Origin of the sequence: Mycobacterium sp. 852002-51971_SCH5477799-a (assembly GCF_001667145.1) — a bacterium.
Classification (GTDB): Bacteria; Actinomycetota; Actinomycetes; order Mycobacteriales; family Mycobacteriaceae; genus Mycobacterium.
The window spans coordinates 1-24985 of record NZ_LZIF01000122.1 but is presented as its reverse complement, the minus strand read 5'-3'; the positions used below and the strand labels follow the sequence as shown (position 1 = coordinate 24985).

The 24985-nt window shown below is 66.6% G+C and carries 25 protein-coding genes and 1 pseudogene; 16 read left to right on the top strand and 10 right to left on the bottom strand.

Annotated features, from left to right (window positions below; all coding sequences use genetic code 11):
• Position 1: 1 nt before the first annotated feature.
• Positions 2 to 1687, bottom strand: a complete 1686-nt coding sequence (locus A5753_RS22310; RefSeq protein WP_067133635.1) for an alpha-keto acid decarboxylase family protein — start codon at positions 1685 to 1687, stop codon at positions 2 to 4.
• A gap of 65 nt (positions 1688 to 1752) precedes the next feature.
• On the opposite strand from A5753_RS22310, the gene A5753_RS22305 reads away from it, so the two are divergent.
• From A5753_RS22305 to A5753_RS22290, 4 genes are read left to right on the top strand one after another with little or no spacing between them, the layout of a single operon-like run.
• Complete coding sequence (locus tag A5753_RS22305) at positions 1753 to 2196, top strand: SRPBCC family protein (protein ID WP_067133632.1); 444 nt, start codon at positions 1753 to 1755, stop codon at positions 2194 to 2196.
• A 5-nt stretch (positions 2197 to 2201) separates the two neighbouring features.
• Positions 2202 to 3281, top strand: a complete 1080-nt coding sequence (locus A5753_RS22300) for a CaiB/BaiF CoA-transferase family protein (protein WP_067133629.1) — start codon at positions 2202 to 2204, stop codon at positions 3279 to 3281.
• 58 nt (positions 3282 to 3339) lie between these two features.
• Complete coding sequence (locus A5753_RS22295; RefSeq protein ID WP_067133626.1) at positions 3340 to 3795, top strand: SRPBCC family protein; 456 nt, start codon at positions 3340 to 3342, stop codon at positions 3793 to 3795.
• 49 nt (positions 3796 to 3844) lie between these two features.
• On the top strand, positions 3845 to 4285 hold the full coding sequence (locus tag A5753_RS22290) for an SRPBCC family protein (protein ID WP_067133623.1): 441 nt from the start codon (positions 3845 to 3847) through the stop codon (positions 4283 to 4285).
• On the opposite strand, the gene A5753_RS22285 is transcribed toward A5753_RS22290, so the two are convergent.
• Positions 4282 to 5463 carry a pyridoxal phosphate-dependent aminotransferase gene (locus tag A5753_RS22285; RefSeq protein WP_067133620.1) on the bottom strand — a complete coding sequence of 394 codons (1182 nt, stop codon included), beginning with the start codon at positions 5461 to 5463 and terminating at the stop codon, positions 4282 to 4284. The two genes, A5753_RS22290 and A5753_RS22285, sit on opposite strands and share 4 nt — an antisense overlap.
• A gap of 277 nt (positions 5464 to 5740) precedes the next feature.
• On the opposite strand from A5753_RS22285, the gene A5753_RS22280 reads away from it, so the two are divergent.
• Together A5753_RS22280 and A5753_RS22275 are read left to right on the top strand one after the other, a co-directional pair.
• Positions 5741 to 6952 (top strand): acetyl-CoA C-acetyltransferase, encoded by a 1212-nt coding sequence (locus A5753_RS22280; RefSeq protein ID WP_067095083.1) that lies wholly within the window; start codon positions 5741 to 5743, stop codon positions 6950 to 6952.
• A gap of 4 nt (positions 6953 to 6956) precedes the next feature.
• Positions 6957 to 9101, top strand: a complete 2145-nt coding sequence (locus A5753_RS22275; protein ID WP_067133617.1) for a 3-hydroxyacyl-CoA dehydrogenase NAD-binding domain-containing protein — start codon at positions 6957 to 6959, stop codon at positions 9099 to 9101.
• Positions 9102 to 9178: 77 nt separating this feature from the next.
• Here A5753_RS22275 and A5753_RS22270 read toward each other — a convergent pair whose 3' ends face one another.
• From A5753_RS22270 to A5753_RS22260, 3 genes are all read right to left on the bottom strand, one after another.
• Positions 9179 to 9784 (bottom strand): bifunctional 2-polyprenyl-6-hydroxyphenol methylase/3-demethylubiquinol 3-O-methyltransferase UbiG, encoded by a 606-nt coding sequence (locus tag A5753_RS22270; protein WP_067133614.1) that lies wholly within the window; start codon positions 9782 to 9784, stop codon positions 9179 to 9181.
• Between the two features lie 25 nt (positions 9785 to 9809).
• On the bottom strand, positions 9810 to 10670 hold the full coding sequence (locus A5753_RS22265; RefSeq protein WP_067133611.1) for an LLM class F420-dependent oxidoreductase: 861 nt from the start codon (positions 10668 to 10670) through the stop codon (positions 9810 to 9812).
• Between the two features lie 67 nt (positions 10671 to 10737).
• Positions 10738 to 11946 (bottom strand): FAD-dependent monooxygenase, encoded by a 1209-nt coding sequence (locus A5753_RS22260; protein ID WP_067133986.1) that lies wholly within the window; start codon positions 11944 to 11946, stop codon positions 10738 to 10740.
• Between the two features lie 79 nt (positions 11947 to 12025).
• On the opposite strand from A5753_RS22260, the gene A5753_RS22255 reads away from it, so the two are divergent.
• From A5753_RS22255 to A5753_RS22245, 3 genes are all read left to right on the top strand, one after another.
• Complete coding sequence (locus A5753_RS22255; protein ID WP_067133608.1) at positions 12026 to 12562, top strand: TetR/AcrR family transcriptional regulator; 537 nt, start codon at positions 12026 to 12028, stop codon at positions 12560 to 12562.
• Positions 12563 to 12776: 214 nt separating this feature from the next.
• Positions 12777 to 13766: an LLM class F420-dependent oxidoreductase gene (locus A5753_RS22250; RefSeq protein ID WP_067133604.1), complete on the top strand. Its 990-nt coding sequence runs from the start codon at positions 12777 to 12779 to the stop codon at positions 13764 to 13766.
• Between the two features lie 60 nt (positions 13767 to 13826).
• Positions 13827 to 14879: an FAD-dependent monooxygenase gene (locus tag A5753_RS22245; protein WP_067133601.1), complete on the top strand. Its 1053-nt coding sequence runs from the start codon at positions 13827 to 13829 to the stop codon at positions 14877 to 14879.
• Positions 14880 to 14883: 4 nt separating this feature from the next.
• Here A5753_RS22245 and A5753_RS22240 read toward each other — a convergent pair whose 3' ends face one another.
• Positions 14884 to 15177 (bottom strand): putative quinol monooxygenase, encoded by a 294-nt coding sequence (locus A5753_RS22240; RefSeq protein ID WP_067133598.1) that lies wholly within the window; start codon positions 15175 to 15177, stop codon positions 14884 to 14886.
• Between the two features lie 148 nt (positions 15178 to 15325).
• On the opposite strand from A5753_RS22240, the gene A5753_RS22235 reads away from it, so the two are divergent.
• Together A5753_RS22235 and A5753_RS22230 are read left to right on the top strand one after the other, a co-directional pair.
• The gene (locus A5753_RS22235; protein ID WP_067133595.1) at positions 15326 to 15739 is read left to right on the top strand and encodes a Zn-ribbon domain-containing OB-fold protein; all 414 of its coding nucleotides are present in this window, start codon (positions 15326 to 15328) and stop codon (positions 15737 to 15739) included.
• Positions 15740 to 15755: 16 nt separating this feature from the next.
• A complete protein-coding gene (locus A5753_RS22230) occupies positions 15756 to 16901 on the top strand; it encodes a thiolase family protein (RefSeq protein WP_067133591.1) in 1146 nt (381 codons plus the stop codon).
• Positions 16902 to 16945: 44 nt separating this feature from the next.
• Here A5753_RS22230 and A5753_RS22225 read toward each other — a convergent pair whose 3' ends face one another.
• Positions 16946 to 18130: an FAD-binding domain gene (locus A5753_RS22225; RefSeq protein WP_067133588.1), complete on the bottom strand. Its 1185-nt coding sequence runs from the start codon at positions 18128 to 18130 to the stop codon at positions 16946 to 16948.
• A gap of 138 nt (positions 18131 to 18268) precedes the next feature.
• Between A5753_RS22225 and A5753_RS22220 the strand changes: the two genes are divergently transcribed.
• Positions 18269 to 18745, top strand: coding sequence for an STAS/SEC14 domain-containing protein (locus A5753_RS22220; protein ID WP_255361374.1), 477 nt, complete (start codon positions 18269 to 18271; stop codon positions 18743 to 18745).
• Positions 18746 to 18802: 57 nt separating this feature from the next.
• Here A5753_RS22220 and A5753_RS22215 read toward each other — a convergent pair whose 3' ends face one another.
• Together A5753_RS22215 and A5753_RS22210 are read right to left on the bottom strand one after the other, a co-directional pair.
• On the bottom strand, positions 18803 to 20452 hold the full coding sequence (locus A5753_RS22215; RefSeq protein WP_067133980.1) for a DNA repair helicase XPB: 1650 nt from the start codon (positions 20450 to 20452) through the stop codon (positions 18803 to 18805).
• Positions 20453 to 20504: 52 nt separating this feature from the next.
• A complete protein-coding gene (locus A5753_RS22210) occupies positions 20505 to 22763 on the bottom strand; it encodes a helicase-associated domain-containing protein (RefSeq protein WP_067133584.1) in 2259 nt (752 codons plus the stop codon).
• A gap of 151 nt (positions 22764 to 22914) precedes the next feature.
• On the opposite strand from A5753_RS22210, the gene A5753_RS22205 reads away from it, so the two are divergent.
• The 4 genes from A5753_RS22205 to A5753_RS22190 are packed head-to-tail and all read left to right on the top strand — an operon-like array spanning position 22915 to position 24549.
• The gene (locus tag A5753_RS22205) at positions 22915 to 23115 is read left to right on the top strand and encodes a hypothetical protein (RefSeq protein ID WP_197694773.1); all 201 of its coding nucleotides are present in this window, start codon (positions 22915 to 22917) and stop codon (positions 23113 to 23115) included.
• Between the two features lie 8 nt (positions 23116 to 23123).
• A complete protein-coding gene (gene moaC / locus A5753_RS22200; RefSeq protein WP_067133578.1) occupies positions 23124 to 23648 on the top strand; it encodes a cyclic pyranopterin monophosphate synthase MoaC in 525 nt (174 codons plus the stop codon).
• Positions 23645 to 24127: a molybdenum cofactor biosynthesis protein B gene (locus A5753_RS22195; RefSeq protein WP_067133977.1), complete on the top strand. Its 483-nt coding sequence runs from the start codon at positions 23645 to 23647 to the stop codon at positions 24125 to 24127. Before moaC ends, A5753_RS22195 begins: the two co-directional genes overlap by 4 nt.
• Positions 24124 to 24549, top strand: a complete 426-nt coding sequence (locus tag A5753_RS22190; protein ID WP_067133574.1) for a molybdenum cofactor biosynthesis protein MoaE — start codon at positions 24124 to 24126, stop codon at positions 24547 to 24549. Before A5753_RS22195 ends, A5753_RS22190 begins: the two co-directional genes overlap by 4 nt.
• A gap of 89 nt (positions 24550 to 24638) precedes the next feature.
• Here the strand turns inward: A5753_RS22190 and A5753_RS22185 are convergent.
• Positions 24639 to 24985 (bottom strand): annotated as a pseudogene (locus tag A5753_RS22185) (resuscitation-promoting factor RpfA); the annotation flags it as partial.

Genomic DNA, 24985 nt, shown 5'->3' with positions numbered 1-24985 from the left:
TTCAGCGGCGCGGACTGCCATCCGGTGATGTCGGTTGAACGAGTTCGACCAGCAGGTCGGGGATTTCGAGTCGCGGCAACATCACCTCTATGAACACCATGCGGTCTCGCTGCTCGGCGGCGGCGGTCAGGGCGTCGTCGAGTTCGCCGTAGGTCTGGACCTGGAACGCCAGGTGGCCGGTGACGCCCAGCGCTTTGGGAACGTCGGTCCACTGCCAACTCACGATGTCGTTGTAGGGCGCGGCCTCGCCGTGGATGGCCCGCTCGATGGTGTAGCCGTCGTTGTTCACCACCACGATGACGGGGGAGAGACCTTCGCGGGAAAAGGTGCCGACCTCCTGGACGGTCAATTGCGCGGCGCCGTCGCCGATGAGCAGGACCGTCCTGCGGTCCGGATGCGCCACCGCCGCCCCGAGCGCGGCCGGCAACGTGTAACCGATTGAGCCCCATAGTGGTTGACCGATGAAGGTCACTCCCTGCGGCAGCCGGTGGTCGGCCATGCCGTAGAACGAGGTGCCCTGGTCGGCAAGCACCACGTTGCCCGGAGTGAGGGCCACACACAGCCGGTCCCACAACATCTTCTGGGTCAGCGGTTCGTCGCGCGGCGGGGGCGGCGGCAGTGGCTCGGCCGGCGGCGACACCACCGGTGGCGAAGCGATGCCGCGCCGCGCCAGGATGGTGGCCAGCGCCTCGAGTGCGGCGTCCATTTCCAGCGGCGCGAAGACTTCGCCGGCCACGCTGCTCTGATACTGGCCGACGTCGATGGTGCGGGCCGGGTCGATCCGCTGGCTGAAGAAGCCGCTGACCATGTCGGTGAACACCACTCCGGCGGTGACCAAGACGGGTGCCTCTTCGATCGCGGTGCGCACCGCCGGCGCGCTGGCGGATCCGGCGTAGATGCCCAGGAAGGTGGGTGAACTCTCGTCGAGCAGACTCTTTCCCCACATCAAGGTGGCGTGTGGCACCACGTCGGCCGCCAGCAATGCCTCGAGTTCCTTGATCGCCTGCAGCCGGTGCACCAGCAAGTCCGCGAGCACGGTGAGTTGGTGGTCGCCGATGAGTTTGGTCGCGGCCTCGACGAACATCGCCAGTGCGCGGGGACTGGTGCCGCCGGTGTAGCGGGGCAACGGCGCGTCCGGCGGCTCGGTGGGGAAGCGGGCGACGTCGGTGGACAGCAGGATGTATCCGGGACGCTTTTGCTCCCGCACCTCGGACAGCACGCGGTCGATCTCGCGGCGTGCCGTTGCGGGCATGAGATTGGCTTGGGCGCAGGTGATTTCGCGGCTGACCCGGAAGAAGTGCTCGAAGTCCCCGTCGCCGAGCGAATGGTGCAGCGCCCGGCGGGTGTGCTGGGCATCCTTGGACGGGCCGCCGACGATGTGCACGACGGGTACTTGCTCGGCGTAACTGCCCGCGACCGCGTTGGCCGCGGAGAGCTCGCCGACGCCGAAAGTCGTTACCAAAGCCGACATTCCGCGTAGCCGCCCATACCCGTCGGCGGCGTAGCCGGCATTCAGCTCGTTGGCGTTGCCGACCCAGCGAATGCTGGAGTGGGCAATGATGTGATCAAGGAACTCAAGGTTGTAATCGCCGGGAACGCCGAAGATCTCCGAGACGCCGAGCTCGGCGAGGCGGTCCAACAGATAGTCACCGACGGTATATGCGGGATCGGTCGCGGCATCAGTCACAGGCACGACGGTACGCTCGGCCGAAGCTGTTCCGGGTGAGACGCCGGGCCAGTATCGTGCGGGCCATGGCACTCAAAGAATCCCGCGACATCGTCATCGAAGCCAGTCCGGACGAGATTCTGGACGTCATCGCCGACTTCGAAGCGATGCCCGAATGGTCGGAACCGCATCAGAGTGCGGAGATCCTGGACACCGGCGACGACGGGCGCCCCCGCCAGGTGAAGATGAAGGTCAAGGTCGCCGGCATCACCGACGAACAGGTGGTCGCCTACACGTGGGGCGACAACGTGGTGAGCTGGAAGCTGGTCAGCTCGTCGCAGCAGAAGGCGCAGGACGGGCGCTACACCCTGGTGCCGAAAGGTGACGAGACTCTGGTCAAGTTCGAGCTTCTTGCCGACCCGAATGTGCCGCTGCCCGGCTTCGTGCTCAAACGTGCGGTGAAGGGAACGATCGATTCGGCGACGAAGGCGCTGCGCGACCGGGTGCTCCAGGTGAAGAAGGGTAAGTAGCCGCCATGAGTGGCGGCCCGCTGTCCGGGGTACGAGTCATCGAACTCGGCGGCATCGGACCGGGACCGCACGCGGGAATGCTGCTCGCCGATCTGGGAGCCGACGTGGTGCGAGTGCGCCGCCCGGCGGGCGGTCTCGGAATGCCGGACGAGGACCGCGATCTGTTGCACCGCGGCAAGCGAATCGTCGACCTGGACGTCAAGACGCAGCCGCAAACGCTGCTGGAGCTGGCCGCCAAGGCCGACGTGCTGCTGGACTGCTTCCGGCCCGGGACGTGCGAGCGACTCGGCATCGGGCCGGACGACTGCGCGGCGGTCAACCCGCGGTTGATCTACGCGCGGATGACCGGCTGGGGACAACAGGGGCCGCTGGCGCCGACCGCCGGTCATGACATCAACTACCTGTCGCAGACCGGTGCGCTGTCGGCACTGGGCTACGCCGACCGGCCACCGATGCCGCCGCTGAACCTGGTCGCGGACTTCGGCGGGGGCTCGATGCTGGTGGCATTCGGCATCGCGGCCGCCCTGTACGAACGGGAGCGGTCGGGCACGGGGCAGGTGATCGACGCGGCGATGGTCGACGGGGTCAGCCTGCTGGCCCAGATGATGTGGACTATGAAGTCCACTGGCGCGCTGCGGGATCGACGCGAATCTTTTCTGCTCGACGGCGGCGCCCCGTTCTACGGTTGCTACGAGACCGCCGACGGACAATACGTCGCCGTCGGCGCCATCGAGCCGCAATTCTTCGTGGCGCTGCTCAACGGGCTTGGCCTGTCACCCGACGACGTGCCCGCCCAGCAGGACAAAGCGTCCTACCCGCGGATGCGCGAGATCTTCACCCAACGATTCGCCAGCCGGACTCGTGACGAATGGGCGCGGACTTTCGCCGGCACCGATGCGTGCGTCACCGCGGTGCTGACGTGGAGCGAGGCCGCCGCCGATGAGCACCTGCGGGAAAGGTCCACGGTCATCACCGCCCACGGCGCCGACCAGGCCGCACCCGCCCCACGCTTTTCGCGGACCCCCGCCGGACCCGTCGGGTCGCCCCCGGCGACGACCACGCCGCTCAACGAAATCGATTGGTAGGAAGTCGTTTACGGCGAACCGGTCCGCATCGCGGTCGGCGTTGCTAAGTTGATCCTCAGTGGCCGTAAAAGCATCACGGGAATTCGTCGTCAACGCGCCGCCAGAAGTGGTCATGGAGGCGCTGACAGATGTTGGCGTTCTGTCATCCTGGTCGCCCCTGCACAAACACATCGAGGTGATAGATCGGTATCCGGACGGCCGGCCGCACCACGTCAAAGCCACCATCAAGATTCTCGGGCTGGTCGACAAAGAGGTCCTGGAATACCACTGGGGACCCGATTGGGTTGTCTACGACGCCAAGGGGACCTCACAGCAGCACGGCCAGCACGTCGAGTACACCCTCAAACCCGAAGGGCTCGACCAGACTCGGGTGCGCTTCGACATCACGGTCGAACCCGGCCGGCCCATGCCCGCGTTCGTCGTGCGGCGGGCGGCCGAGAGTGTTCTCGACGCCGCGATGAAAGGTTTGCGCGACCAAGTTTTGGGCGGCGGCCATTCGGACAAGGCAACGTAAATACTGCTTTCGGCTCGCTGGGACGGGCCGATTGCTAATTTGGTAGCTGGTGGCCATACGCGCATCGTCTGAGATCGTCATTGAGGCGCCCCCGGGAGTGATCATGGAGGCGCTGGCCGACATGGACGCCGTGCCCTCGTGGTCACCACTGCACAAGCGGGTCGAAGTCGTCGACAGATATCCGGACGGCCTGCCACACCACGTGAAGATGACGCTCAGGGTGAGCGGCATCCCGGATACCGAAATGGTCGAATACCACTGGGGCCCCGACTGGATGGTCTGGGATGCGCAGAAGACCGCCCACCAGCACGCTCAGCACGGCGAATACAACCTGGAACGGGAAGGCGACGACAAGACGCGGGTGCGATTCAGCCTCACGATCGAGCTCAGGGCGCCGCTGCCCGGGTTCTGGGTGCGCTCGGCGGGCAACAAGATCCTCAACGCCGCGCTCGAGGGCCTGCGCAAACGCGTGCTGGGTGCAGTGGGCTAGCCAGCGTCTTTCAGCGCGGCCAGTCGCCTGATCGCCTCGTCGAGCGTGTCGTCGCGTTTGCAGAAGGTGAAGCGCACCAGGTGGTTCCACACGTCCGCCGGGCCGTGTGTGGCGGCCGGGTCGCAGAAGGCCGACATCGGGATCGCGGCGACTCCAACCTTTTCCGGTAGTGCCGCGCAGAACGCACTGCTGTCGTCATAGCCCAGCGGGCGCGGGTCGGCGCACAGGAAGTAGGTGCCGGCGCTGTCGTGCACCTCGAACCCGACGTCGACCAGCCCGACGGCCAGTCGATCGCGTCTGGCCTGCAAAGTGGCGCGCAGGCCGGCCACCCACGCGTCCTCGGTCGCCAGCGCCAGCGCCACCGCCGGCTGGAACGGCGCACCGCCGACGTAGCTCAGATATTGTTTGGCCGCGCGCATTCCCGTGATGAGTTGTGCTGGGCCGCAAGCCCATCCGATCTTCCAGCCGGTGCAATTGAACATCTTGGCGGCGCTGGAGATGGTGATCGTCCGGTCGGCCATCCCGTCGAAGCCGGCCAGCGGAACATGCTGGCGCCCGTCGAACACCAGGTGCTCGTAGACCTCATCGGTGATCACCAGCAGGTCGGCCGCGATCGCGACCTCGGCGATGGCCGCCAATTCTTCGGCACTGAGCACCGTACCGGTCGGGTTGTGCGGGGAGTTGACGATCAGCGCGCGGGTCCGTGGCGTCACCGCCCGGCGCAGGGCGTCGGCATCCAGGGCGAACCCGCGGCCATGCGGGACCAGCGGCACGGCCACCCGTTGCGCGGAGGCCATCGCCACCACCGGCGAGTAGGAGTCGTAGAACGGCTCGATGAGCAGGACCTCGGCGCCGGGTTCGACCAGGCCGATCACCGCCGAGGCGATCGCCTCGGTCGCGCCGACCGTCACCAGCACCTCGGTGTCGGGGTCGTAGGTGATGCCGTAGCGGCGCTGCCGCTGGGCGGCGACGGCGTGGCGCAGCGGTGCGATGCCGATGCCCGGTGGGTATTGATTGACGCCGTCGGCGATGGCCTCCTGGGCGGCCTTCAGCATGGCCGGGGGTCCGTCCTCGTCGGGGAACCCCTGGCCAAGGTTCACCGCTCCGATCCGCGCGGCCAGCGCCGACATTTCGGCGAAAACCGTGGTCGCGTAGGGCCTCAGTCGCGACACCGTCATGGTGGTCGAGCTTAGGCGGGCGTGGTTCCGCTTGAGCACGACGTCTTGGCCCTCCCACGTGAAGTCACGTGCACACTCGACGCCGAGCGTGACACTAGTTTCACGCGACGCTCGAGCGGGTGGCCATCCGCCGAGGCGGCGCGTGGCGTCCGTCACTCGGTGCCCCTGAGCTGCGCGCTTTGGCCAACCAACAGGTTGGCCGGGGGCCCTGTTAGGGTGGGGCGGGATCTAGTCTTCAAGACGGATTCGAACCCTATTCGGAGAACAGGAAGTCGTCATGTCCGAAGAAGCTTTTATCTATGAGGCCATCCGCACCCCGCGGGGCAAGCAGCGCAACGGTTCGCTGAACGAGGTGAAGCCGCTCAACCTGGTCGTGGGTCTGGTTGACGAGCTGCGCCGGCGTTTCCCCGACCTCGACGAGAACCTGATCAGCGACATGATCCTGGGCGTCGTGTCCCCCGTCGGTGACCAGGGCGGCGACATCGCCCGCACCGCGGTGCTGGCCGCGGGGCTGCCCGAGACCACCGGCGGCGTGCAGCTCAACCGGTTCTGTGCCTCGGGCCTCGAGGCGGTCAACACCGCCGCCCAGAAGGTGCGGTCCGGTTGGGACGACCTGGTGCTGGCCGGCGGTGTCGAGTCGATGAGCCGCGTGCCCATGGGCTCCGACGGCGGCGCCTGGGCGACCGACCCCGAGACCAACTACCAGATCGGCTTCGTGCCCCAGGGCATCGGCGCCGACCTGATCGCCACCATCGAGGGTTTCTCCCGCGACGATGTCGACGCCTACGCGCTGCGCAGCCAGCAGAAGGCCGCCGAGGCGTGGTCGGGCGGCTACTTTGCCAAGTCGGTCGTGCCGGTGCGCGACCAGAACGGTCTGGTCATCCTCGACCACGACGAGCACATGCGGCCCGACACCACGCTCGAGGGCCTGGGCAAGCTGAAGACCGCGTTCGACGGCATCGGTGAGATGGGCGGCTTCGACGATGTGGCGCTGACGAAGTACCACTGGGTCGAAAAGATCAACCACGTCCACACCGGCGGCAACAGCTCGGGCATCGTCGACGGCGCCGCGCTGGTGCTGGTTGGTTCGGAAGCCGCGGGCAAGTCGCAGGGGCTGACGCCGCGGGCGCGCATCGTGGCCACCGCCACCAGCGGCGCGGACCCGGTCATCATGCTGACCGGCCCGACGCCGGCCACTCAGAAGGTTCTCGACCGTGCGGGCCTGACGGTCGATGACATCGATCTGTTCGAGCTCAACGAGGCGTTTGCGTCGGTGGTGCTGAAGTTCCAGAAGGACCTCAACATTCCCGACGAGAAGCTCAACGTCAACGGTGGTGCCATCGCGATGGGCCACCCGCTGGGCGCCACCGGCGCCATGATCACCGGCACCATGGTCGACGAGCTCGAGCGCCGCAACGCGCGTCGCGCCCTGGTCACGCTGTGCATCGGCGGCGGCATGGGTGTCGCCACCATCATCGAGAGGGTCTAAGACCATGGCAGAGAACACCATTCAGTGGGACAAGGACGACGACGGCATCGTCACGCTGACCCTGGACGACCCCACCGGGTCGGCCAACGTGATGAACGAGCACTACAGCGAGTCCATGCACAACGCTGTGGAACGCCTTGCCGCTGAGAAGGATTCGATCACCGGCGTGGTCATCACCAGTGCGAAGAAGACCTTCTTCGCCGGCGGTGACCTGAAGGGCATGATCAACCTCGGCCCGGAGAACGCCGGTGAGGCGTTTGACACCGTCGAATCGGTCAAGCGTGACCTGCGTGCGCTGGAGACGTTGGGCAAGCCCGTGGTGGCCGCCATCAACGGCGCCGCGCTGGGCGGCGGCCTGGAGATCGCGCTGGCCTGTCACCACCGCATCGCCGCGGACGTCAAGGGCCTGGTCGTCGGTCTGCCCGAGGTCACGTTGGGCCTGCTGCCCGGTGGCGGCGGGGTGACCCGCACCGTGCGGATGTTCGGTATTCAGAACGCATTCATGAACATTCTGTCGCAGGGCACCCGCTTCAAGCCGGACAAGGCCAAGGAGATCGGCCTGGTCGACGAGCTCGTCGGCTCGGTCGAGGAATTGGTGCCGGCCGCCAAGGCGTGGATCAAGGCAAACCCCGATTCGCACGAACAGCCTTGGGACAAAAAGGGTTACAAGATGCCCGGCGGCACCCCGGCCAGCCCCGCGCTGGCCGGCATCCTGCCGTCGTTCCCGGCACTGCTGAAGAAGCAACTCAAGGGCGCCCCGATGCCGGCGCCGCGCGCCATCCTGGACGCGGCCGTCGAGGGCGCGCAGGTCGACTTCGACACCGCCAGCCGCATCGAGAGCCGCTACTTCACCCAGCTGGTCACCGGCCAGGTCGCCAAGAACATGATCCAGGCGTTCTTCCTCGACCTGCAGCACATCAACGGCGGCGGGTCGCGTCCGGACGGCATCGAATCGGTCAAGATCAACAAGATCGGCGTGCTGGGCGCGGGCATGATGGGTGCCGGTATCGCCTACGTGTCGGCCAAGGCCGGCTTCGAGGTGGTGCTCAAGGATGTCAGCCTCGACGCCGCCCAGAAGGGCAAGGCTTACTCGGAAAAGCTTGAGGCCAAGGCGCTTCAGCGTGGCAAGACCACCGAGGAGAAGAGCAAGGCGCTGCTGGACCGCATCACGCCGGCCGCCGACCCCGCCGACCTCAAGGGTGTCGACTTCGTGATCGAGGCGGTGTTCGAGAACCAGGAACTCAAGCACAAGGTCTTCCAGGAGATCGAGGACGTCGTCGAGCCCAACGCCCTGCTGGGGTCGAACACCTCGACGCTGCCGATCACCGGTCTGGCGACCGGCGTGAAGCGCCAGGAGGACTTCATCGGGATCCACTTCTTCTCGCCGGTCGACAAGATGCCGCTGGTCGAAATCATCAGGGGCGAGAAGACTTCCGACGAGGCGCTGGCCCGCGTGTTCGACTACACGCTGGCCATCGGCAAGACCCCGATCGTCGTCAACGACAGCCGTGGCTTCTTCACCAGCCGGGTGATCGGCACGTTCGTGAACGAGGCGCTGGCGATGCTGGGCGAGGGCGTGGAGCCCGCCAGCATCGAGCACGCCGGTTCACAGGCCGGCTACCCGGCGCCTCCGCTGCAGCTGTCCGACGAGCTCAACCTGGAGCTGATGCACAAGATCGCGACGGCCACCCGCAAGGGCGTCGAGGACGCGGGCGGCACCTACGAGCCGCACCCGGCCGAGGCCGTCGTCGAGAAGATGATCGAGCTCGACCGGCCCTCGCGGTTGAAGGGCGCCGGCTTCTATGAGTACCTCGACGGCAAGCGGACCCGGCTGTGGCCGGGCTTGCGCGAGACGTTCAAGTCCGGCAGCGCGGAGATCCCGTTGCAGGACATGATCGATCGCATGCTGTTCGCCGAGGCGCTCGAGACGCAGAAGTGCCTCGACGAGGGCGTGCTGACGTCGACCGCCGACGCCAACATCGGATCGATCATGGGCATCGGCTTCCCGCCGTACACCGGTGGTAGTGCGCAGTTCATCGTCGGTTACGAAGGTGCGCACGGTGTTGGCAAGGAAGCCTTCGTGGCCCGGGCCAAGGAACTGGCCGCCAGGTACGGCGACCGCTTCTTGCCGCCGGCATCGCTGAGCTAGTCCTGCATCACGCAGGCGCAAAAGCCCCCGGAACAACGGACGTTTCGGGGGCTTCTGCGTGGGGTGGCCGCGAAAAGCTAACGGCGCCTTTGGAATAGGTAGTACCACGCCGGCGTCTTCTCGGCGCGGTCGAGCTCGCGTTCCGCGCCGGCCGACAACAGCGTCCAGCTCTGCGTGAATCGTCGTTCCATCTCGGCGCGGTCAATTCCGCGCACGCCCACCCGACCGCCTGGGACGAACGCGACGATCAGCAGCCGTGCGTCCGGCGCCGCCAGGGCGCTGATCTCCCGGACGTAGGCGTCGCGATCGGCGTCGCTCATGTTGTGCAGGCAGCCGTTGTCGACGATCAGGTCGAAGTTCGCGCCGATGCCGGCCCGGCTCAGCTGCGTGACGTCGGCCCGAAGGAAGTCGACGGCGGCGCCGGCCGCGCTGGCCTTGGCGCGTGCGCGTTCGAGTGGCTTGGCCACGAAGTCGACCGCGGTGACCTTCCAGCCGTGTTGGGCGAGATAGATGGAGCAGTCGCCGGTACCGCAGCCGACCTCCAAGGCCGACCCGGCGGTCAGCGCCGCGGCGTCATCAGTTCCCTCGACCAGATCCCGCAGGCTCTGCGCGAGGGGATGACCATCCCATGGGGTGAACCCGATGCGGTAAAAGATCCGAAACAGCGTTTGTTTGGAAGCCATAGCTCACCTTAGGCCCATGGGCGGCTCACTTGGAGGCTGCGGCGATGCGGCGCCATTCCTCCCGCGGGAATGCCCGGGGATCGGCCCGCAGCACCTGGACGCAGACGTGGTCGGCACCCGCTGAACGATGCTCGGCGACGCGGCGCATGATGGCCTCCTCATCACCCCACGCGATGATCGCGTCGAACAGCCGATCGCTCACCTGTGACAGGTCGTCTTCGGAGAAGCCGCTGCGCAGAAGATTATTCGCATAGTTGGGCAAGGCCAAATACGCCCGCAGCCAATCGGTTCCGATCTGACGGGCCTCGTCGGCGCTGTCGGTCAGGATCACGGTCTGTTCCGGCAACAGCAACGGGCCCGGGCCCAAAGTCGAACGGGCAGAAGCGGTGTGCACAGGGCTCACGAGGTACGGGTGGGCGCCGCCCGCGCGGGTCGCCGACAAAGTCAGCATCCTCGGGCCCAGCGCGGCGAGTATCAGGCGCTCGGTGGGCACCGGCCGCGGCGCGGCGTCCAGGCCGTCTAAGAAGGATGCGGTTGCCGCCAGCGGTTTGCGGTACCGCCCGGGTTCGCCGGCATCGATGAGCGGGGCGTGGCTGACGCCGATCCCGAGCAGGAAGCGGTCACCGTGCTCGGCGGTCAGGGTCGCGTAGGAGTCGGCGACGTCGCCGGGCGAATGCATCCACAGATTCAGGATTCCCGTGGCGATCACGGTCCGTTTGGTCGCGGCGAGCAGATGCCCCACCGCGTCGAACACCGGCCCGCCGACGTCGGGAATCCATAACGCCGGGAACCCCAGTTCGTCGAGTTCAGCTGCGGCCTCGGCGGATTCGGCCGGGTCGCCGTAGCGCAGCTGACTGCTCCAGATTCCGACACCGGTCAGTTCCATGAAAGCCTTCCCTTCGTGGCGCCCGCCTGCCGCGGCCGCTCGGGCCGCGGCCCTACATGACATGCTGTCAGACGCCGCTTCCGGTGTATTCGGGCACCGGCATCGAATCGTGCATCCGGATGCCCTTGGTATTCAGCTTCGCCACAGTCCGGGACAGCGACCCGGGCATCGCCGAGACCAGCTGGGCTCCACGGGTTAACGCCCACACTCCAACCCGTGAACCGGGGATGATGCCTTTGGCGGCGCCGCGGGCGAAAGTCCGGCTGCGGTGCACAGGGTCGTGCATCCGTAGTTCGTAGGCAGCGAAGGCGCGCAGGTGGTCGCCATCCGCCTCGGCGAGTTCTCCGGCCAGCACATAGGCGCCGAGGACGGCGAGACTGGTGCTGCCGCCCACCGCGGGTCCCGGGCAGTATCCGGCGTCGCCGACCAGGGTGACCCGACGCCGCGACCAGCGGTCGGTGCGCAGTTGGGTGATCGAGTCGAAGTAGAAGGTGGGTGTGCGCTCGAGTTCCGCCAGCCAAGTGTCCACCTGTTCGTGCATTCCTGTGAACGCGTCGTGCAGTATTTCCTTCTGCCGCAACGCATCGCGATGGCCGTAGTCCAATTCGTCTTTGCTACGGAACATGAAAACCGCGCGGGCGTCGTCCAGGTGATCCGCGGTGTAGATCCCGGCGAAGCGTCCGACGCCGACGTGACCGACCATCTCGCCGGATTCGACCAGCGCCTTGGGTGCTGACACCACCGACAGGTATCCCCCGAGGAATCGTGTCAAGTCGGCGTCGTCGCCGAAGGTCAGGCGCCGAACGTTGGAATGCAACCCGTCGGCCCCCACGATGACGTCGAAGCTGCGCGCTGGCGAACGCTCGAAGGTCACGGTGCCGTCGTGGTCCATCGCGGTGATCGAGTCACCGAACACGTACTCGACGTCGTCGCGGGCGGCGTCGTAGTAGATCTCGCTCAGGTCGTCGCGCATGATTTCCACGTGCGAATCGGAGGTGGCGGCGTAGATCTTGGTGAGGTCGACTTCGATGGCCTTCGTTCGCCCTTCCCGGTACATCGTCAGTCGTTCCGTTCCGGTGGCCCGCGCCTCGATGCGCGGGAGGACGCCCATCTTCGTCGAGATTTCCATTGCGGGACGGAACAAGTCGACGGCGTGGCCACCGGTTTTGCGCAGCGTCGGTGCGCGCTCCACGACAGTGACGTCGAAGCCGTATCGGGTCAGCCAGTACGCCAGGACCGGGCCAGCGATGCTGGCGCCAGAGATGAGTATCCGCATGATCACCTCCCACGCTTACTTAACGTTCGGTAAGCTTAACATCCCACTTACCTATCGGTAAGTCAGATAAACTCGGTGGGTGAGCAGGCCCCGGTCGGACACCCGCGAGCGCATCCAAGAGGTTGCCCGCGAGCTCTTCCTGCAGCGCGGCGTGCAGCGCACCAGTCTGCAGGACATCGCGAACCAGTTGGGCATCACCAAACCCGCGTTGTACTACCACTTTCCGTCACGCGAGGACTTGGTGCGCAGCATCCTGGTGCCGCTGATCGACGAGGGCGAGCGATTCGTCGCCGACCACGAGGGCCGCGGCCGCAACGATGTGCGCGAGCTGCTGGAGGGCTACTTCGACTTCCACTATCGGCACCGCCGGGAACTCTGGCTGCTGTTGACCGAGCTGTCGGCACTGATCGACCTCGATCTCATCGACACCGTGCTGGCGTGGCGAGAACGGCTGGCCAGGCTGGTGTTCGGAAAGAAACCGACGCTCGCGCAGTCCACTCGGGCGGTGGTCGCGTTCGGCGGCCTGCAGGATTGCTGCGTGCAATTTCCCGACGCGCCTTACGAAGAGCTGCGCGAGAAGTCGGTTGCGGCCGCGCTCGACGCGCTGGGTGGCTGAGGCGCGGGGACTGCAACAGGACGTGCCCGCACCATTGGCAGTGCTTTGGTCGTGAGCGTTCTGGGCGAAGATGTTGCCAGAGGTCTGCCCCTGACATTTGATGCCACCGTCGTCGACCGCGATGACGTCTTCGTTATACGAAGGGCTCGGGCGTTGGCGGCGGCTGGACTCGAGCTATCGATCCGCTATGAGCTCGTTGGGCTACAGTCCCGGTATGCGCTTTGGTCTCTTCATTCCGCAAGGCTGGCGAATGGATCTGGTCGGCATCGAACCCGAAAATCACTGGGCGGTGATGCGCGACCTGGCCACCTACGCAGACCGCAGCGCCTGGGACTCGCTGTGGGTTTACGACCACTTTCACACGGTTCCGGTGCCAACGGGTGAAGCTACCCACGAGGCCTGGTCGTTGATGGCGGCATATGCGGCCACCACATCGCGGATCAAACTCGGCCAGATGTGCACGGCGATGAGCTACCGCAACCCCGTCTACCTCGCCAAAATCGCCGCGACCGCCGACATCATCTCCGGTGGCCGGGTTCAGATGGGGATCGGTGGTGGCTGGTACGAACACGAATGGCGCGCTTACGGTTACGGATTCCCGTCGGCGGGCGTGCGGTTGGGTCGGCTCGACGAAGGCGTACAGATCATGCGTGAGGCCTGGCGCGATGGCAAGGTCAGCTTCGATGGCAAGCACTACCAGGTTGACGGAGCAATCGTTGCGCCGAAGCCCTTGCGGGAAAACGGAATTCCGCTATGGATTGCCGGCGGAGGTGAGAAGGTGACGTTGCGCATCGCCGCCCAATACGCGCAGTACACGAATTTCACGCCAGAGCCGGAGGCGTTCGCGCACAAGTCCGAGGTCCTGGCCGAGCACTGCCGCAGCGTGGGCACCGACTTCCATGCGATTGTGCGTTCCGTCAACATCAATGCGATCGTGGGCAGCTCCGAGGCCGATGTCAAAGAGCGGCTGCAACGAGTCCGGGACCGGCTGGTGGGCTGTGTGGGCGAGGCTTCGGCGGATGCGATGATCGCCGGCACCAGCGGACCGGACTCGGCGACGGGCACACCGGCCCAAGTGATCGAACGGCTCGCGAAGATCCGCGACCTCGGGTGCGAGTACGCCATCTGCTACTTCCCCGAGGCTGCCTACGACCGTTCCGGTATCGAGATGTTCGAAAGCCAAGTCATACCCGCGCTGACTTAGGGCGGTCCCCGTGTTGTGCCGACGCTTCCACGCACCTACCGAGGGCAGTGGTGTTTGTTCATGAGGGTGGGGATCGTCGGCGGAGGCTTCGCGGGTTTGGCGGCTGCCATCGCGTTCCGGCAGGACGGCCACGACGTCACGGTATTCGAGAAGACGCCCGAACCCTCCGCAATGGGCGGAGCCATCGCGCTCGCCCCAAACGCGTTGGCGTGCTTGTCAATTCTGGGTGTACGGAACCGCGTAGCGACCGACCCGTGGTCCCGGATGGCGGCCACCGTACGTGCTCGTGACGGGCGCGTGCTGGTCAGACGCACCCTTGCACAACTCACCGGAGGTGATGAGTTCGCGACTGTTCCGCGCGCTCAGCTGATCGCCTGGTTGGCCGCGGCGCTGCCCGCACAATGTGTGCAGTACTCGTCCAGCGTTGGCGCTATCGGTGTCGACGGGTCCGTCGTCGTCGATGGCCGCGCCGCGCGGTTCGATCTAATTATCGGTGCCGACGGGGTGCGAAGCGTCACAAGGAAGTTGATGTTTGCCGACGCGCCGTCGCCGCGCCCGACCGGCATCACCGGCTGGGCCTGGATAACTGACCGCGAACTCGATACAGGTTTCGGCCCGATTTGGGGCCGCGCAGCGGATTTTGGCATCTTGCCATTGGTCGACGGTCGCACCTACGTCTACGGCGGTACCCGACACCGGCACGCGGACTTGCAGGCGTTCCGCGACTGGCCCGAACCCTTGCCGGCTCTGATCGACGCCGCGACGGACGGCGAAATGATCACACCGGAGATCTTTGAGGCCCGACCACCCCGCCGACTCGTCCGAGGCAAGGTCGTGCTGCTCGGTGACGCCGCACACGGCATGCGTCCCACATTCGGTCAAGGCGCAGCCCTGGCCATGGAAGACGCGATCACGCTGGCGCGGCACGGCACTTCCGGTCTGTCACGACGATGGCTGCGCATGCTTGCGTTGTACGGCGCGTCGAAAGCGGGCTCCCGATTCACCGCCCCGGAAAGCGCCGCCCTGGAGAGCGCTCGAAACCGGGCGCTTCGGCTGCTCCCCGACCCGCTTTTCGGGGCCATGGCGGGCTCGGTGAGCCGGTGGCGCAGCTAGCGCGCTACACGTCGCTGGTGATGTACCTGGTCTTGACCGGAGGCGCGGCCAGCAGCGGAGGGAGCTGAGTCAGCTTGCCTTCGCCGGCGCGAAACGCGCGATAGGCCTCGTCGTTTTCGACCTTCTCCCAGATTTCGTAGATGAGCCAGTGCGCTTCGTCGTCCTCGTCGACAAGCACGTCGGTGCGCACGTTGCCGTCGAATGCCCGAGTGTCCTGTAGCGCCCGGCCCATCAGCTCGCGCCCCGCAGCGACCTCGTCCGGCTTAAACCTGAGCTCAAGTATCACCGTGACCGTCATGGGCCCACCATATCTTCGCTCCTCCGTGGGTGGTTCGCCCGTCCTCCCGATGATGAGAATGTGGTTTCCACTTTTCGGAAAGCTGTTATACGGTTTCAGTCACAATTGTTCTTTTGGCACACCGTGGACGTTCCTGGAGGACCCCTCAATGCAGAAGGCACTCGCTCCCGAGATCTCAACCTGGCCCGACGAGAATCCGCAGCTGATCGGCAGTCGGTGCGGCGATTGCAGCGCCACGACCTTCCCGGTGCAGGAGCGGTGTCCGCGGTGCAGCGGCGGCGCGATGAGCGACGTCCTGTTGCCGCGGACCGGCACCGTCATCGCTTGGACCACGCAGGGCTTCCCGCCCGGGGCCCCGTACGCCGGCCCGACCGGCAAGGACTTCGTGCCGTTCGGCGTGGGTCTGGTCCAGCTCGGTGACGTGATCCGCGTCGAGGGCCGGCTGACCGAGAACGACCCCGCCAAGCTGACGTTCGGCCAGGAGGTCGAGCTCACCATGGTGCCTTTCACCACCGACGCGGACGGCAACGAGATCATCACGTTCGCTTTCCAGCCGGTCTAGACAGAAGGAGCCTGAGATGACCAACGATGTGGCGATCATCGGTGTGGGCCTGCATCCCTTCGGCCGGTTCGAGAAGACCGCGATGCAGATGGGCGCCGAAGCCATCCAAAGCGCGCTCGCCGATGCCGGCGTGGAGTGGAAAGACATCCAGTTCGGGTTCGGTGGCAGTCACGAAGTGTCCAACCCGGACGCGGTGACGCGTTTGGTCGGACTGACCGGCATCACCTTCACCAACGTCTTCAACGCCTGCGCCACCGCCGCCAGTGCGATTCAGCAGACCGCGGACACCATCCGATTGGGCAAGTACGACATCGGCATCGCCATCGGGCTGGACAAGCATCCGCGTGGAGCCTTCACCGACGACCCCGCCAAGCTGGCGCTGCCACAGTGGTACGCGCAGAACGGTCAGTTCGTCACCACCAAGTTCTTCGGGATGAAGGCCAACAAGTACTTGCACGACCACAAAATCTCCCAGGAGACGCTGGCGCGGGTGGCCAACAAGAACTTCCGCAATGGCGCGCTGAACCCGAATGCCTTCCGGCGCAAGGAGATCTCGGTCGAGGAGATTCTCAATTCGACCGTACTCAACTACCCGTTGACGCAGTACATGTTCTGCGCGCCCGACGAGGGCGCTGCCGCGGTCATCATGTGCCGCGCGGACATCGCGCACAAGTTCACCGACAAGCCGGTGTACGTGCGCGCCTGTGAGATCCGCACCCGCACATTCGGGGCATACGAGGTACATGCCACCTTCGCACCGCTCGACGAGGACGTCTCGCCGACGGTGTACGCGTCCAAGGCGGCCTACGAAGCCGCGGGCATCGGGCCCGAGGACGTCGATGTCGCCCAACTGCAGGACACCGACGCCGGCAACGAGGTCATCCACATGGCCGAGACCGGGCTCTGCGCCGACGGTGAGCAGGAGAAGCTGCTGGCCGACGGCGCCACCGAGATCCACGGCTCGATGCCGGTCAACACCGACGGCGGGCTGATCGCCAACGGCGAGCCGATTGGCGCGTCGGGGCTGCGGCAGATGCACGAATTGGTGCGGCAGCTGCGTGGCGAGGCGGGGGAGCGCCAGGTCCCCGGCAACCCGCGCGTCGGCCTGGCCCAGGTGTACGGCGCGCCCGGCACCGCGTCGGCGACCATCCTGTCGCTCTAATTGACTGAGCCCAAACCCTTCTCAGGTCCACCGCAGTCGGACGGCTACGCCGCATATTCGGGTAACGCGATGTCGTCGCGGAATTCGCTGCGGATGGCCCAGTCGGCCAGCCGCGGAATGTTCAGCAGTTTCGACGCCTGATTGCGGGTCCATACGCCCAGCGCAGTTTTCGGCGCGAACATCGTGGCGAATGCCCGCGCCGACCGCTGCCGGGCCTCGACGATCGGACGCAGCTGCCGCTCGTAGCGACGAAACGCATCCTGGTGATTGGCTCCTGCGCTATTGAGTTCGCCGGCCAGTATGTAGGCCTGCACCATCGCGAGACCGGTTCCCTCACCCGCCAGCAGCGAGACCGCGGCCGCGGCGTCACCGATGAGCGCTACACGTCCATCCGACCAGTGGTCCATGACGATTTGGCTGACTCGATCGAAGTACACATCGGAGGTCCCGTCGAGCTTGCGCAAGATCTCCGGACATTCCCAGCCCGCGTTGCCGAAAACCTCATGCAGGGTCGTCTTGGCCTGTGGCACATCCTGCGGATCGGGCCCGCTCATGTGACCAGAGGTGAAAACAAAGAGAAACATCGTCTTGTCGTCGCGCATCGTGAATCGTGTGATCATGCGCCCGGGCATGGTGTGCGCAAAGTAGACGAGTTCATCACGCGGTTGATAGCCCTCGGCCTCGAACGCCGCGACTCGGTAGCCCAGGTCGACCTCATATCGGGGTGGCGGGCCGAATACTAAATCCCGGACAGGCGAATGGATACCACCCGCGCCGACGAGCAGGTCGAATTCTCGTGACCCGCCACGCTGCAGGGTGACCTGCACGCCCGAGTCGTGTTGTTCGATGGCCGAAACGCTTTCACCGAACAGGGTTTCGGCATGATTGTCGATGGAGCGATAGATAATGGCCGCCAAATCGCCGCGGGGCACAGTCACGAACCGGCCATCGACGTTCCGCCGGAAAGCTTCAGCCGAAAAGCCGCCCACCTTCTGCGAATTCCGGTCCACTATTCGCACCTCCTGGACCGCGTATCCGGCGGCGTGCAATTCGGCGGTAAGACCCATACGTTCGGCAACGGCATACCCACCGCCCCAAAAGTCCACTGCGTAGCCGCCAGTGCGAAGACACGCCGCCTTCTCGATCAGGGTGGGCTCGTGGCCATGGCGGCAAAGCCAGTACGCAAGTGTTGGACCGGCGATGCCAGCACCGACAATGGCGATCTTCATGTCGTACCTCCGCGGCGAGTAAAGCCAAATTATCATAGCACTAGGCAATAGTTGCGGTGGGATAGTAATTTGTGGAGGGGCACGGCGAGCGCGTCGATCGTCGACACCGGAGAGGAGACGGCGGTGCTGAAGGAACTTATGGGCATGCCCGCGGGCATTCAAGCGCTGGAGGCCGTCGGAACAGTGACCGCATCCGACTATGCACGGGTCTTCGCGCCGATGATCGAAAAGGCAGGACGCGCAGGGGATCGGATGCGGCTGCTGTATGCGTTCGGCCCGGGGTTTCAGCGCATCACGGCGGGAGCACTGTGGACGGAGGCGCGACTCGGATCGGCCTATCTGCGCTTGCTCGACGGGTGCGCTGTCATGAGTGATATCGGCTGGATTCGGGCACCAAGCCGCGCCATCGGTGCCTGGATGCCATGCCCGCTTCGGGTGTACGACAACGATCAACGCGATGACGCCGTCGCATGGCTGGCCTCGCTATCGCACTGCGGTGACGTGTCCACCCGCGATATGGCCAAGGCTTACATCGGAGGAGTCGGTGCTGGCTTTGTCAGCCTCGGTGGGTTCGTCGTGTCCATGGATGTCAAGAAGCGCAATAAGATTCGATGATCGCGGCACGTCGAATAACACGGTGGCCGCCACGCTAAGCAGCGAGCCCTTCACAACCTAAATCGCGGGGCCCAGGAGGTCGTCCGCGTCGCGGATGATGTAGCCGTAGCCCTGCTCGGCCAAGAAGCGCTGCCGGTGCGCGGCGTACTCGGCGTCCAGGCTGTCGCGCGCCACCACGGAATAGAAGATGGCGCCGCCACCGTCGGACTTGGGCCGCAGCAGCCGGCCCAGCCGTTGCGCCTCCTCTTGGCGAGAGCCGAATGTTCCCGAAACCTGCACTGCCACAGAGGCTTCCGGCAGGTCAATGGAGAAGTTCGCGACTTTGGACACCACCAGGGTGGACAACTCGCCGCGCCGGAAGGCGTCGAACAGCTCCTCGCGTTCCTTGGTCCGGGTGGACCCCTGGATCACCGGGGCATTCAGCTCGGCACCGAGCTCGTCGAGCTGATCCAGGTAGGCACCAATCACCAGGGTCTGCTCGCCGGGATGTTTCGCCAGGATCGACTTGACCACAGCGATTTTGGTGTGCACCGTCGAGCACAGCTTGTACCGCACTTCGGGTTCGGCGGTGGCGTAGAGCATCCGCTCGTTGTCGGTCATGGTGACCCGTACTTCGACGCACTCGGCCGGAGCGATCCATCCCTGCGCCTCGATGTCCTTCCACGGCGCGTCATAGCGCTTCGGGCCGATCAGCGAGAACACGTCACCCTCGCGGCCGTCCTCGCGGACCAGCGTGGCGGTCAGGCCCAGGCGCCGCTTGGACTGCAGATCCGCGGTCATCCGGAACACCGGCGCCGGCAACAGATGGACCTCGTCGTAGATGATCAGTCCCCAGTCCCGGCTGTCGAAGAGCTCCAAGTGCCGATACTCGCCCTTGGTGCGGCGGGTGATCATCTGATACGTCGAGATCGTGACCGGGCGGATCTCCTTGCGTTCGCCGGAGTATTCGCCGATCTCGTCCTCGGTGAGCGATGTGCGCGCGATCAGCTCGCGCTTCCACTGGCGGGCCGCGACGATGTTGGTCACCAGAATCAGCGTCGTCGCACCGGCTTTCGCCATGGCAGCCGCGCCCACCAGCGTCTTACCGGCACCGCACGGAAGCACCACCACCCCGGATCCGCCGGACCAGAAGGAGTCAGTGGCCATCTGCTGATAGTCGCGCAGGTGCCAGCCGTCCTGGGCCAGGCTGATCGGATGCGCTTCGCCGTCGACGTAACCCGCGAGATCTTCGGCGGGCCAACCGATCTTGAGCAGCATCTGCTTGACGCGGCCGCGCTCGCTGGGGTGGACGATGACGGTGTCGTCGTCGATCCGGGCGCCCAGCATCGGGGCAATCTTCTTGTTGCGCAACACCTCTTCGAGCACGGCGCGATCCAGGCTCACCAGTGTCAGGCCGTGCGCGGGGTTTCTCACCAGCTGCAAGCGACCGTAGCGGGCCATGGTGTCGACGATGTCGACCAGCAGCGGTTGGGGCACCGCGTAGCGCGAGAAGCTGACCAGCGCATCGACCACCTGTTCGGCGTCATGACCGGCGGCGCGCGCGTTCCACAGCGCCAGCGGCGTGATGCGGTAGGTGTGCACGTGTTCGGGTGCGCGTTCCAGCTCGGCGAACGGCGCGATAGCGGCGCGCGCCGCGCCGGCCAGCTCGTGGTCGACCTCGAGCAACACCGTCTTGTCGGACTGCACGATCAACGGTCCGTCAGACATATTCAGCGCCACTCCTCCTGATCTGTGTTCACGGCGGGGGCCATGCCGACCATTATCGGCCGCCGGCCGACAACACCGACGTGATGCGGTGAATGGCGAAGTCACGCAACCGTCCCGACGCGGAGTCGAAGGCCACGAGCTGCCCACCCTTGATGGTGATGGGCGACACCACCCGCTGGGTGGCCACGCCGGCCGCATCCAGATAACCGATCACCAGGGTGTCTTGTTCCCTTGCCGCGCGCTGCAGCTGCGTCATGGTCACCGCGGGGTCGATGCGGATATTGCCGAAGGGTGCGGCGGACACCTTGCGCAGCACCGCCACCACCGCGTTTAGGCTGTCGCTGTTGGGACGCCGGACCGGGCGATAGGGCCGGCGCTGCTGGGGCGCGGCCACTCGGGCGCCGCGCGGACGCACGTCGACGATCGCGCCGGAAGAATCCTCGGCCGCCGGCGCGAAGCCCGCGGCACGCAAGGCGGCGAGCACCTCGCCGATCGGAGCCGGCGACACCGCGACCGTCGGCGCCAGGGCCCGCAACTGCACCTCCTCGGTCGCCGGTGCGGTCAAGGCCTGGGCCAGCAGCGCGGGGTCCTCGCAGCGCACGAACGACGCGGCCATGCCGATCCGCAGCTGCCCGTGGCGGCGTGCAACATCGTCGATCAGATAGGTAAGCCCTTGGGGCACTGGCGTTTTGGAATGCTTGGCGAACAGGGAATGCATCCAGTCGCGGGTCTTGCCGACATCGAGCGCGTGCCGGATCGACTGCTCGCTGACGCGGTACACCATCGCGGCGCCGGCCGATTCGACGGTGGCAACGACGGCGAGTTGCTCGGCCAGGTCGCGTTCCAACGGCCCGGGTACGACCACGGTCAGGTCCGCCTGCACCAAAAAGTGGTCGACCGGTTTGGGCAGCGCCCGGTTCATCGCCTCGATCGCGACCTGCGGATCGCCGTCGTCGTCCAATAGCGCACGGCCGGGTGTGCTGATCGCGCCGCGGCCGACCAGCCCCAGGGCGGTGCTCTCGGCGAGCAGGTCCCCGACGGGTCCGGGCTGCAACCGCTTGGCCCAGCGCGGACGCCGCCAGATCAGCGCCGCCGAGGCTGCCGCCGCGTTGACGCCGGCACCGGGGGACAGTTCGGACAGCATGCCAAGCAGCAGCCGGCGATCCAAAGGCGCGGCCGTGGAGTACAGGCCGTCGGTGAGGGCCCCATAGGGCTTGGCGTCGGGGCCGCGACTGCCGATCAGCGCCGGCCGCCCGGGAAGGTCGAGCCAGCTGCTGGCCAACAGCTGCCAGCGTTCGGCGGTCGACATTGCGGTGTACCGGTCGGTGGCGATCGTCGGCGCCCAGTACGGTGCCTCGCCGGTGACCGGCTCGGGGTCGGGCATGCCGCTGGCGATCAATCCGGCCGCGGCCGCGACTTCGAGGATCAATCCCAGCCGCGGCTCGTCGATGCCGGTCAGTTTGCTCAGCCGCTTGACGTCGCGAATCCCCAGGCCGCCGCTGCGCAGCTCGGAAACCGGTGCGGCGGAAAGCGTTTCAAGCAGGACGTCGACCTCGTGCAGCAAGTCGATGGCGGCGCCGGCGGCCACCGCGTCGGCGTCGTGGGCGGTGGTGGTAGCCACCACCGGATCGGGTGCGGTCAGCTGCATGGGCCCGGGCTGCTCGCCGCGCAGCACCTGCCCTACGTGGCGGGGCAAGATCACCGTCTCGGCGTCGATGCGCCGCAGCAGGCCCATGGCGAGCAGCTGGGGCACCGGCCGGTCGGCGGGAGCGCCGGGCGCGGCGTCGCGGGTGCGGCCCATCGGGGAGCCCTCGAGAAGCTTCTCCAACACGTCGAGCTGCGCCTGGTTGAGGTCGTCGATTAGGCCGGCGATCTGTTCGGCGCTGCGCGAGGTGTCCTCGAGAATGACCTGGCCGGCATGCCAGGGCATTCCGGTCGCGGCGTCGGCGGCCACCCGCAGGGCGGCCTCGCCCCAGACCAGGGCGCGCTCCCGGAGGTCGTCCAGGGCGTCGAGGACGTCGGTTTCGGGGGCACGGTCATCGATCAGCGCCAGCAGCTTCGCGGTCGGCACCGGCTCCGCGTCGGCCTGCAGCACCAGCAGCGCATCGAGTACAGCCAGCCGCAGGAAGTCGAGGTCGTCGGTGCCGGCCTTGATCGACTGGCGGGCCTGGGCGCGCGCGGCCAGTGCGGCGATGCTGCCGGGTGGGGGCTGGGCCAGGTCCGGCCGCAACTCCAACAGTCGGATCAGCCGCTCATCGGATAACTCGGCCAGCCAAGACCCCAGCGGGATATCCGGGGTGTTGTCGGTCATTGCTGACCAGCGTAAAGCAGGCCGCGCGTACCCAGCAGTCCCCGAAAGCCCGCCGCCTCGCCAGCACCGTGACCAGCGGCGGCGACGGGCGCGCGGCTGGAACCCCGGTCTTGCGCCGCGTGCGGTTGGGCCACCTGTCAGAATGGACCTCGTGGCTGACACTGCTGAGGGCAAAGCCCGCAAATCCAAGTATGTCGATAACGGCTGGCCGACGACCGACCCCGACGACCACGCGGTGAGCGAACTCGTGACCGATCGCACGGGCGCGCTGTCGCCCTTCGGCGAACTGGTGTTCCCGCTGCCCTCCACCGAACTGCCCTACCTGCACCCGGTCACCGTCGTCAATCGGTAGGCCGCCAAATGGCCTCTGAGGACTCCAAAGCCTCTGCGAAATGGGCGTCGGAAGACCCCGGCCCCGGCGTCCTGTCACATCTGGACGACCACGGGGCGGCGCACATGGTCGACGTCAGCGAGAAGGTGGCCACCAAGCGGACCGCGGTGGCCGCCGGCGTCCTGCGTTCCTCGGCGCACGTGCTGACGTTGATCTCCACCGGGGGTCTGCCCAAAGGCGATGCCCTGGCCACCGCGCGGATCGCCGGCATCCAGGCCGCGAAGCGCACCAGCGAACTCATCCCGCTGTGTCATCAACTCGCTCTTACGGGGGTCGACATCGACTTCACCATGCGGGAGTCTGAGGTCGAGATCACCGCAACGGTGCGAAGCACCGACCGCACGGGGGTTGAGATGGAAGCGCTCACGGCGGTCAGCGTCGCGGGACTGACGCTCTACGACATGATCAAGGCGGTAGACCCCGCCGCACGAATCGACGACATTCGAGTGCTGCGCAAGGAAGGCGGCAAAACCGGAAGGTGGGCGCGCCCATGAGCACCCGTTCGGCCCGCATCGTCATCGCCTCGACCCGCGCGTCGTCTGGCGTCTACGACGACCGCTGCGGCCCGATCATCGCCGAATGGCTGGCAGAGCGCGGCTTTTCGGCCCCGCAGCCGGAGGTGGTGGCTGACGGGCCGCCGGTCGGCGACGCGCTCCGCACCGCGATCGATGCCGGGGTCGACGTCGTCATCACCTCCGGCGGCACCGGCATCTCGCCCAGCGACAGCACACCGGACCACACCGCGGCCGTCGTGGACTACATGATTCCGGGGCTGGCGGAAGCGATCCGCCAGTCGGGCCTGCCGAAGGTGCCAACATCGGTGCTGTCACGCGGGGTGTGCGGTGTGGCTGGCCAGACCCTGATCGTCAACCTGCCCGGTTCGCCCGGCGGGGTCCGCGACGGCCTCGGCGTGCTCGCCGATGTGCTGGACCACGCACTCGACCAGCTCGCCGGCAAAGATCACCGGCGATGACGCTCGTCGTGCGCGCTGCCATGACCGGGCAACCGATTTCACTGGCCGAGCATGAAGAGTTGGTGGGTCATCAGTCGGCCGGAGCCATCGTCGGATTCGTCGGCATGATCCGCGACCATGACGGCGGACGGCGGGTGGTGCGACTGGAGTACTCCGCGCACCCGTCGGCCGACCAGGTCATCGCCGATGTGGTGGCCGAGGTGGCCGAGCAGTCCAGCGGGGTGCGTGCCGTCGCCGCCAGCCACCGCATCGGCGCGTTGCGCATCGGAGAGGCGGCGCTGGTTGCGGCCGTCGCCGCCGACCACAGACAGGCGGCATTCGCCACCTGTGCGCATCTGGTGGACACCATCAAGGCGCGGCTACCGGTGTGGAAGCACCAATTCTTCGCCGACGGAACCGAGGAGTGGGTGGGCTCGGCCTGACGCGCCAGGCCCGGCCACCGGATTGGTGCGCCATGCCCAACACGCCCCGAAAAGGAGGGGTTTCGGGGCGTGCGGGGAGTCAGGCGGTGTCAGGCGTTGGGTGACGGCTGAGCGAGAGCGTCCAGCGCGTCGTTGCCCTGAACGTCCTGGGCCCGGATCGCCTCCCACAGCTGCACGAGGTAGTTGGCGTCGGAAGCCTGCTGCGGCATGTCTTCCGGTACGGAACCGTGGAAGTCCGTGTCCGCGACGGGCGGTGCGTCCGCAGGTGGTGCTGGCGGCAGCGCCTCGGCCGGCGGCAAGTCCGTCGGTGGTGCTGGCGGCAGCGCCTCGGCCGGCGGCAAGTCCGTCGGTGGTGCTGGCGGCAGCGCCTCGGCCGGCGGCGGGGCATCGGCCGGGGGTGCCGGCGGCAGGTCCACGGGAGGCGCGGGCGGGAGGG